The organism is Imhoffiella purpurea (assembly GCF_000585215.1).
GTDB lineage: Bacteria > Pseudomonadota > Gammaproteobacteria > Chromatiales > Chromatiaceae > Imhoffiella > Imhoffiella purpurea.
Genome location: NZ_AONC01000024.1, coordinates 1 through 9,642, shown reverse-complemented (window position 1 = coordinate 9,642; position 9,642 = coordinate 1). Strand labels below are relative to the sequence as shown.

Genomic DNA, 9,642 nt, shown 5'->3' with positions numbered 1-9,642 from the left:
TTCTTGAGAAACGTCGAAAGACCCCGCGAACCTGAGGGGATCGATCAGAGAAGTCGCTCATGATCACGATCTGTGACCTTCAAAGCCCTGGGCTGTTTTGGCGTAGCTCAAGGATCCTGCTGCGATCGTAAAAGCAGTGATAATGGCCGCCCAATTTCTGTAACATATATTTCGTGTGTAATATTTTTGTTACGGTAATCGACTTTGGTTTTTCCGTGAGATTTGGTTTTGCATGTTATGCCGTATCCTCGGCTCCGGCGTCTATTGGCTTCATCGCTTTCTTAGTGCTTGTTGAGCCATTCGCCTTTTTTGTGTTTCGCTCAAGAACATTGTCTGGTTTGACTGAGCTTTTTCGGTTCGCTCCTATTAGCTTGCTTTCGAGGCGAGAGGTCGATCGTTAGGCTCTTGAGAAAATTCCTGGCCTGAATGCCCTGAATCGGATTGGCCTTATGCTTGTTATGAGTGTACTTTGCCAAACCGCTATTTCTTCGCGATTGTTACGGAGGGTCTCATGAGTCTTAGGTTTGTAATCATATCCTCGGTTGTTTTGATTGTATTGGCGGCTTGTGGTGTCGACGACCGCAAGCAGGCCTACTACGATCACGGCGTCGAATTACTATCTCAAGGGGATCGCGTCAAAGCTCGCCTAGAGTTCAAGAACGTTCTCCAGATCGATCCGAAATACGCACCCGCCTGGTACCAACTCGCCGAAATCGAGGCAGCGGAAGAGAACTGGTCGGCGGCCTTCGGGGACTATGGCAAGGTTCTGGAGCTCGATCCGGAGAATACCGATGCCCGTATCAAGCGCGGTCGCTTGCTGTTCAGCGCCAATCAACTCGAGGATGCGCTGAAGGATGCGGAGCTGGTTTTGGCCTCGGACCCGAAACGGCCTGAAGCCTTGGCCTTGAGGGGAATGATCCGCGCCAAGAAGGGCGATATGGAGGCCGGTATTGCGGATGCCGAGGCCGCGCTGGCCATGGATCCGAAGTCGCGCGATGCCCTGGTGCTCCTGGCTGAGATACGCCGGTCTCAGAATGAACTGGCCGAGGCCGAGGGTTTGCTGCAGACGGCGGTCGAGGCCCATCCTGACGATGTCTCTCTGCGTGTCATGCTGGCCTCCATACTGCTGGCTAACGGCGAACCAGCCTCTGCTCGGCAGCAACTGGAGCAAGCCGCGAAGCAGGAGCCCGATCAGTTGGCTCATGTCGCTCGGCTGGTCGCCTTCGATACCCAGCAGGGTCAGTTGGCGCGTGCCGAGGAAACCCTGAAAACGTTGATCGCGGCCCGTCCGAACGATGAGCAGCCTCGGTTGCTCTACGTGCAGTGGGTCATGCAGCAGAAGGGGATCGACTCGGCCGCGGAGGCGTTGAAGGATTTCATTTCCAAGTACCCAGACCGTTATTCGCTGCGTTTCGCTCTTGCCGATCTCTACCGCAAGAGCGGGAAGGCGGACGAGGCGATCGCGGTCTATCGCGAGATCGCCGATCGGGACGAGGGGGGCGGCGATCGTGCGCGCGCGCGCGGTCTGCTCGCTGGACTGTTGCTGGCCACGGATCGTCAGGACGAGGCCGAATCCTTGGTCGCCGAGGTGCTGGGCGAGGATGCCCGGAACATGGAGGCCCTGATGGTGAGGGCGGCCATTTCACTCAAGAAGAAGGATCCGGATCAGGCCGTTGCGGATCTGCGCAACGTGCTCCAAAATCATCCCGAATCGGTCAATGCCTTGCGCATGCTGGCGGCCGCTCACGAGATGCGAGACGAGATCTCTCTGGCGCAGGACGCCTTGGAAAAGGCGGTCGAAGCGGCCCCGGAGGATCCGCAAGCCTATCTGCAGCTGGCGCAGTTGCGGTTCTCGCACGGTGACGCCCAGGGTGCGTCCTCCATTCTTCAGTCATTCCTCGAGCGCGTATCCGATAACGTACAGATTCAGAGCGCATTGGCTCGCATACAGCTGAGTCAACAGAACTGGGAGGCGATGAAAAAGACCGCCGACCAGTTGCTTCGGTCCAAGCCCGATCATCCTCTCGGTCACTATCTCGCTGGGCTCTATGCTCAGCATGAAGGCGATCTCGAGGCGAGCGTCAAGGAGTTCCAGTTGGCCCTCGAGAAGCGGCCCGATGCGATCGAGCCCAAGCTGGCGCTGGCGAGGAGTCGGCTCGCGCTTGGGCAGAGCGCGGAGGCCGAACGTCGGGTGCAGGAGGTGTTGGACAAGCAGCCGGTCAATACGGCCGCCCTCAATTTGCTGGGCGAGGTCTACTTGGTGACAGGCCGCTTGAAGGAGGCGCGCGAGCAGTACGCTCAGCTGATCGTTCTTTATCCCGAACTGCCCTCGGCATACGTGAGGCTGTCGGATCTTCAGGCTCGCAATGGCGATCTGAACGGGGCGGTCGAGACCCTGCAAAAAGGGGTCGAGGCCACCAATCGCAATGCCTTTCTAGTGTTCCGGCTCGCACAGGCCCTGCAGCAGGATTCGCGCATCGACGAGGCATTCTCGGCCTATGAGGAGGTGCTGAAGAGCAATCCCAATGCGGAGGTCGTCATCAACAATCTGGCGATGCTTCTGGCGAACGACCGCAAGGACGACCCCGAGAGTCTGGCTCGAGCGCGAGAGTTGGTGAAGCGTTTCGAGGGGTCGGACCAATGGGTGTTGCTTGATACGCTGGGTTGGGTTCAGTTCCGCGCTGGTGAGCTGCATCAGGCGGTGGAGACCCTGGACAAGGTCGTATCCATGGTCGAGAAGGTTCCCCCCGAGGTCCAGTATCATCAAGGGATGATTTACGCCGCGCTCGGCCGCCGGGCGGAGGCCAAGGATCTTCTCGACAAGGCGTTGGCCGCTCAGACCGATTTCCCGGGCATCGAGGAGGCGCGTCGAATGCAGGCCCAGCTGAGTCGATGATGGTTCCGCCGCCTGTGCCGAACGGTTGGCGGCGGTCCTCATCTCATTTCACCGTGGGCGGGCATCACAGGGATCTGGTGCCCGCTTTGTATGATCGGCCGCTGAATATTCGTTCCTGCCCGGCGCATATATGACTTGGTCGGCATCGATCATGCCGGACAAAACCAGGCGTGAGAGAGTCTGTCGCTCGGCAGCTCGAAGCGAAGCGCCAGTCACTGTTTATTCATTAGTGTGAACCATGTCTCAAATCTTTTCTCCGAATGGCAGGGGAGGGTGTTGACTTGAGGTTTGGTTCATGAATTTCGGTGTCTTGAAGACTTGTGTTTATCATCTTCAGTATCGCAATTTGATTTTTCGTCTTTTTTCAAGTGCTTGCTGAATCTGTCGTCCCCTAGCCTCGCTGAAATGTGATTGCGATCACAATGTTCGTCCGCTTTTTCTAGCGAATTCTCGATTGTCGGCTACATCACAGTTCGCCCCGTCCCCTGCTGATTAACTCTTACCCGCACAACGACGAGACGGCTCAAATAGCCGTCCACATCGAGAACGTCTCTAGCATGGCGGGTGAAAGTCATAATGCGTACACGGGAATCTGTGGTTCTTTCGGCGAGCAGAGCCAACCATCATTGCATTCAATTTGCGATGGCGTGTTCGTTTCTTTTCCTGCTCGGATTGACAGCATCTTCGCATGCTGGAACCGTCGATCTCGAGTGGGATGCGGTAGACGATGAGCGAGTGGATCACTATGAAGTCAGCTATGGAATGACGAGTGGTGATTACAGCACTAGCATCGTCGTGAATGGGACTTCAGTTTCTCTCGGTGGTTTGAAAAGCGGTTTCACCTATTACATCGCCGCTCGAGCCTGCAATGAATCAAAAACAGTGTGCAGCGACTATTCCAACGAAATCGCGACCCATATCCCATACTCGATACCAACATCGATCGTTTATACGAATAACGCTGATTCGAGTGATTCCGCGAGCTCGGTTACGACTTACGGTGCCTCCTCCAGCTTGACTTCCGGCTATGTCGCCTCCTCGGAGGCGGACCGCTCGAGCCCGGCGGTTTTACCGACGCTTCCACTGGAAACGGGCGAGCTCGAGATAGATTCCGATTGGCAGTGGGTTCAGATCCAGGGCTTCTTCGTCGATCCGGTCGTCGTCGTCAAAGGGCTTGGTGGATACGAATCGGATCCTGCGGTCGTTCGCATCAAGGACGTGAGTCCCGATGGCTTTTCCGTTCGCGTGCAGGAGTGGGATTATCTTGACGATGTGCATGGCGTCGAGTCGGTGACCTATCTGGTCATGGAGCGCGGACGCCATCAGTTGCCGAGCGGCGAATGGATCGAGGCCGGATCGGTGGACACCAAAGCCACCAATGCCTTCCAGTATCATGCCTTCAGTTCCGTTTTCTCCGACACGCCCGTGGTCTTCGCGAGCGTCGTGACGGTCAACGAATACGACACGGTCAACGCGAGACTGCGCAATATCGATACGCGTGGATTCTTCGTTGGAATGCGCGAGCAGGAGTCGAGCCAGCAGACGCATGTCACGGAGCGTATCGACTACATCGCTTGGGAGCCCTCGGAGGGTGTGGTCGATGGCCTGAAATACGCAGTGGGCCGTACCGAGAGTGCTGTGACGCATATGGGCTATACGCTTCCCTTCAGCGCCGCCTTCGAGCGGGCACCCCTGTTCATCGCCGACATGCAGACCACGGCGGGCTCGGACGCGGCGAGCCTGCGCTGGACAGGCTTGGAGCCGGAGGGTGTCGACATCTGGGTTCAGGAAGAACAGTCGCGAGACGCCGAGATGCGCCACAACAACGCGGAAAGCATCGGCTATTTCGTCGCCGAGGCTCAATACTGATCTGGAAGTCGGTCTGACGAAGCTGAAGAAAGCCCCTGTTTTGTCGGGGTTTTCTCCGTTTTGCCTCGAGCGAGCGAACGGAAACGAAAAAGGCCCCGGCATTCACCGGGGCCATGGTCTCTGCACAGCGGAAATTTGGCGCGCCCGACAGGATTCGAACCTGTGACCCCTGCCTTCGGAGGGCAGTACTCTATCCAGCTGAGCTACGGGCGCCTTGGACGAATTAGTGGTCAATCTCCTTCCGTAACAGCGACTTACAAGTGCTGTTCGTATTCTATTATATTCCGATTCATCGTTTCATGCACTGGCGATCTAGCGCATTTTTGCCAGGAATGTGCCATCGGTGTGCCAGGAGTGTGCCGTAAATCCATCCCACATTCCCCTTCACTAGAATTCTGTATTTACTTGTAAATCATTATGTTATGCCGTGATAGATTCAGGTGAAATGATTGAAAGCTGAGACCGCAACCGAACGAGTTTGGTGCTGACTTACCCGCACCGGATACAAAGCCCTGTCTAGTGGACTCTGACTGTCCGTGAGGTCTCAATATTTCGCACCTCGCACCTCGCACCTCGCACCTCGCACCTCGCACCTCGCACCTCGCACCTCGCACCTCGCACCTCGCACCTCGCACCTCGCACCTCGCACGGCATTGTCCCTGCACTCTGAATAGATCTCCATTCATTTCCTTCAAATGCCAGATTTAATAATTTCCGGATAATTCATTTGGCATTAAATTTTTCAACCAAATGAAAACACTCAAACACCATGCGAGTGTGTCACTGCAGGGCATGGCAGAGTCAAATAATTAAATAATAAATTATTCCCGTGAATTGCCGCGTTAAAATGCATCGCATTCCACACATCTCGGTAAGCTGTTGAAATACATAAAACACGATCCGGAGTATGTTCTATATAAATCAGTCAGTTGTAGACTTATGTGGAATGCGATGGTTAAAATGCCATGCAAGCAATGTCAGTCAACCCTAAATGGGCATACGTGAAGGTTGCGCGAATTGGATCGGAAAATAACAGCAGCAATGGGTAAAACATGCGATGAATTCAGTCAAGAATTAGTCTGGCAAGGTGGCATGAGATATTGAGTGCGAGGTACATTATGTGTTATCCCTTAACTGAACCAAATATGGTGACAATGTATGGAGAGAGACTTAGAAGAAAACCAGGTTGACGATTTTGTTGAGGAGTGTTTTTCGTATTACATGGATGACCTAGGATATATCATCGTCCTCATGGAGGAAGTGGAATTTTACCGGAACTATGAACTGATGAGATTTGAATTAGAGTAACAAATAGCCCCCTCCCCCTCAGTGTATGCTGGGGGGTAGTGGACCCCGAAAATCAGAATTCATCTGATTAAAAATTGACTCGCTGGCGCAAGCCTTCACACGAAAAGAAACCCTGCATTTCTCTCTTCATTCTTTCACTGACTCCTTACCGCACCCTACCTCCTATAGTCCCGCTCGGGATCCGGTTGTTCCTTCTCTCTAACTTCAGATTTCAAATCATCTGAAGATTCTTTTTATTTCAAAAATTTGATAGCCATGAGCATTGATCTATCGGTCAACAAAATGAATCAATAAAATTAAAAATATATAAATTTCCACCCATTCAGATCGTTTAACATTCAGTCAATCATTATCGGTTCCAAAGACACTGAAAAGGTGTTTTCCCGAACTGATACCCGTCAAGGTGGGGTGGGTTTCTATATAGTTATTTTATAAGAAACCAACCTATTTTGGCGGGAAAACAGATGGAAACTTTAATTCTCGACTGAAAAAATTAGGGTGGCAATATCCATGAAAGTAAGTTACCTGGGAAATATCAAATCACAAAAAACTGAAGATAAGGAAATATCCGAAATCATTGAGGTCATTAAATCAGAAAGATATAAAGCAATTGTAGAACTGATTCGCAGCGAAAATAACAAGGAATTTCGCAACATACTTAAAAGCAGTCTACCTCAACTTTTTCCAACCGTTTGCAAACTGGTAAAAAACCGTCTTGCAGAGGATAGCGAACCCACTGGAATCATTCAATTTGATATCGACCTTAAAGGTAACGAAGGAATCGACATGGATTCGGAAATATCAAAAATCATCAATATCCAAGAATGTTATTATGCGTTCAAATCACCCTCTGGCGGAATTAAATTTGGGATTAAAACAGATTTCATAAAAGGGGGCGATGAAACTATCGAGATCACCAAGCAACGATTCAGTCAAGCATATCATCATGTGCAAGAATACATCAGAGAAGATATCAATGTCACACCAGACAATGCAGCCTCCCACCTAAAACAAGCCTGTTACATCTCACATGATCCTGACGCATACCTCAATGAAGACTGCAAAACACTAGAGATTAACGACAGGTGCAAATACCAACCAGATTCACCGAGACACAATCATGGCCATAGCAATCCACGTAATGACATCAGGGAAAACAACGCCCATCCTATCACTGAAGATTTCGTCTTGACTCTTCTCAAATTCATACCAAAGGACCTGCATTACAACGAAAGAATGCCAGTGAATTTTGCCGTCCTTATATCTCTTGGTGAGAGGGGTATTGACATACTACTCGATCACTGGTCAAAAGAAGAGAAATCCATATTAAGGAACCAACTAGAAGATCAAATCAAAAACTGCAAGTTCTACAACATTAATACCCTAATAAAAATTGCAGAGGAAAATGGATATCAACCAGTGACAGGCTCATCCAGAAGAAAGCTGTCGGCAACACTCAGTAATTTTCAATTTGATCAATTACTAACCATCGAGGAAGCCGAATCCAAACTTGAGGATACTATTCGCTCATTCTTCAAGAAGGAAACCCCCAGATCTGTTTTTCTAAGGGTTGCAAGCGGGATCGGGAAAACTCATGCAGTATTAAGCATACTAAAAGAAACCTTGCCCAAACGTAGAATCTTGTTCCTAGTTCCAAATCACGAACTGGCCGATGAAATCATGGGGAAATTGAAAAAAAGCCCCAATGACTTCAAATCAATGAAAAAACGCCGCAGCAATATGTTTTACGCATGCCATATCAAGGGTAAAACGCACACATGCTTGATGCCTGAAGTATTAAAGGAATACGAAGACAGCGGGATAAATATGCCGCTTGCTCAATGCTTGAATGATTGCCCAATGAGAACTGACTGCGACTATATACTACAATTCTCTGGGCCAGAAAATATCAGAGTAATGACCCACCAAGAATATACCAATAGGCAATCAGCATGGTTCAATGGAACCAACAACACTGGAGGGCCAAGCGAGGCAGTCTGGGAACCAGAATTCATTATCATTGACGAAGACTGGATGACCCCAGTGGAGCACAAAGAAACATTGAACACTAACTATGACGGCATCCGCAATATCATCAATGACATCAAAAACGGTTTGTCGCTACAAGATGCCATAGAAAATCACAGGGAAGATGTTATTAGCGATTACGGTCGCATGATCAAATCTAAGAGGCAAAAAATACCATTCACTACACGCAAGGACTATATCCGAGAAATGAAAATCAAAAACCAAACACCCCACTCCAAAATATTAGAGATTCTTTACAACCACATTAAGAACAACACAAATAGCATACCCCTGAAGAAAATCAGGTTTATAGAATCCGGTAATGCGCTTGTATATTCAGAAATCTCGCCAGTCGCAAGTCGCTATGAAAACATTCCAACCCTTTACCTGGACGCCACAGCAAACGAATATGTGGTGAAAGCCGTTCTTGGTGATGTTGAGTATATTTCGATCAACGCAAGAAGAAGAGATGACATCAACATCTATCAACTAGAGAATCAAAACTGGACGAAATCAAGGCTCGAAGACCAAAAGCGCAGGGACGAACTTCTTGAGGACCTCCGTCTTATTGTAAAGCGCTACGGTTCGGTTGGATTGATTACTTACAAGAATATACCCGGCATCAAAGATTTTGATCGTTGGCTAGCCGATCAATTGGGTGTTAAGATTTATGGCCACTTTGGAAAACTGCGAGGACTGAATAAATTCGACGATCTCGACTGCATACTAATTGTTGGCAGGCACTGCCTTCCAGAAAGTGAAGTGCAGAACTATGCACATGCAATAGTCGACTCACCCAGCTTCAAGAAAGAGTTCATGGATCGTCCTTTGAGAATGAAAAACGGAGAACCCATGTCCCTAAATAATTTTTCTTTCATTGATGCTCGCGTTGATTCTATAAACAAGCATTTTTCTTGTTCAGAAACAATGCAAGCGATAGGTAGAGGGCGTTACTATCACGGCAAGCCCAAAGACATCTACATATATTCTAATGAGAGTCTCGGGGGTGAAATTGAGATAACGGATTTCTTTCGGTATGAACCAACAAAATATTCAGATCAAATCGAAGCATTAATGCAAGTAGGATTTTGCCAGAACAAGCCATCCGAACTAAAAAAGCTCGGGTTTTCTGAGCATAGTATCAAGAAAAACAGGGGGGCTATTGATCGAGAAATCCGGGATTCTGGCATCGACCTGATTAAGGTGAAATATACAGACCGTCACTACAAAAAACGAGAGAAAGAATATTATGTTTCGGACCCGGATATATTGGAACAGTCCCTTCTAGATATTGGCGCCACAAAATTTGATGTTGTGATCGTTCCCGCATGATCACAATATATATCTGAAGCCGCTCTTTATGCAGCGCGACCGGTCATCAGTGAAAATGGGAGTATAGGAGACAACACCGACCGGCGGAATATCGCGAATCAATATGGCTTGAGATATATGGCCATGATCATAACCCTGGCCAAGACCGAGTGCGGATGTAGGTGATTAGGGTGACAAGAATTGGCAGGACCCTCTCCCGTGCGTACCCT

General features: G+C 49.7%; 3 protein-coding genes and 1 tRNA gene. 3 read left to right on the top strand and 1 reads right to left on the bottom strand.

The genetic code is table 11. The features are described from left to right. Positions 1–556: 556 nt before the first annotated feature. The gene (locus tag D779_RS21050; RefSeq protein WP_052347957.1) at positions 557–2,896 is read left to right on the top strand and encodes a tetratricopeptide repeat protein; all 2,340 of its coding nucleotides are present in this window, start codon (positions 557–559) and stop codon (positions 2,894–2,896) included. A gap of 576 nt (positions 2,897–3,472) precedes the next feature. After that, positions 3,473–4,765, top strand: coding sequence for a fibronectin type III domain-containing protein (locus D779_RS07985; RefSeq protein WP_157726354.1), 1,293 nt, complete (start codon positions 3,473–3,475; stop codon positions 4,763–4,765). Positions 4,766–4,901: 136 nt separating this feature from the next. Here D779_RS07985 and D779_RS07980 read toward each other — a convergent pair. Continuing rightward, positions 4,902–4,978 (bottom strand) — tRNA-Arg (locus D779_RS07980). 1,605 nt (positions 4,979–6,583) lie between these two features. Between D779_RS07980 and D779_RS21610 the strand changes: the two genes are divergently transcribed. Beyond that, positions 6,584–9,433, top strand: a complete 2,850-nt coding sequence (locus tag D779_RS21610) for a BT4734/BF3469 family protein (protein ID WP_081763403.1) — start codon at positions 6,584–6,586, stop codon at positions 9,431–9,433. Positions 9,434–9,642 lie beyond the last annotated feature (209 nt).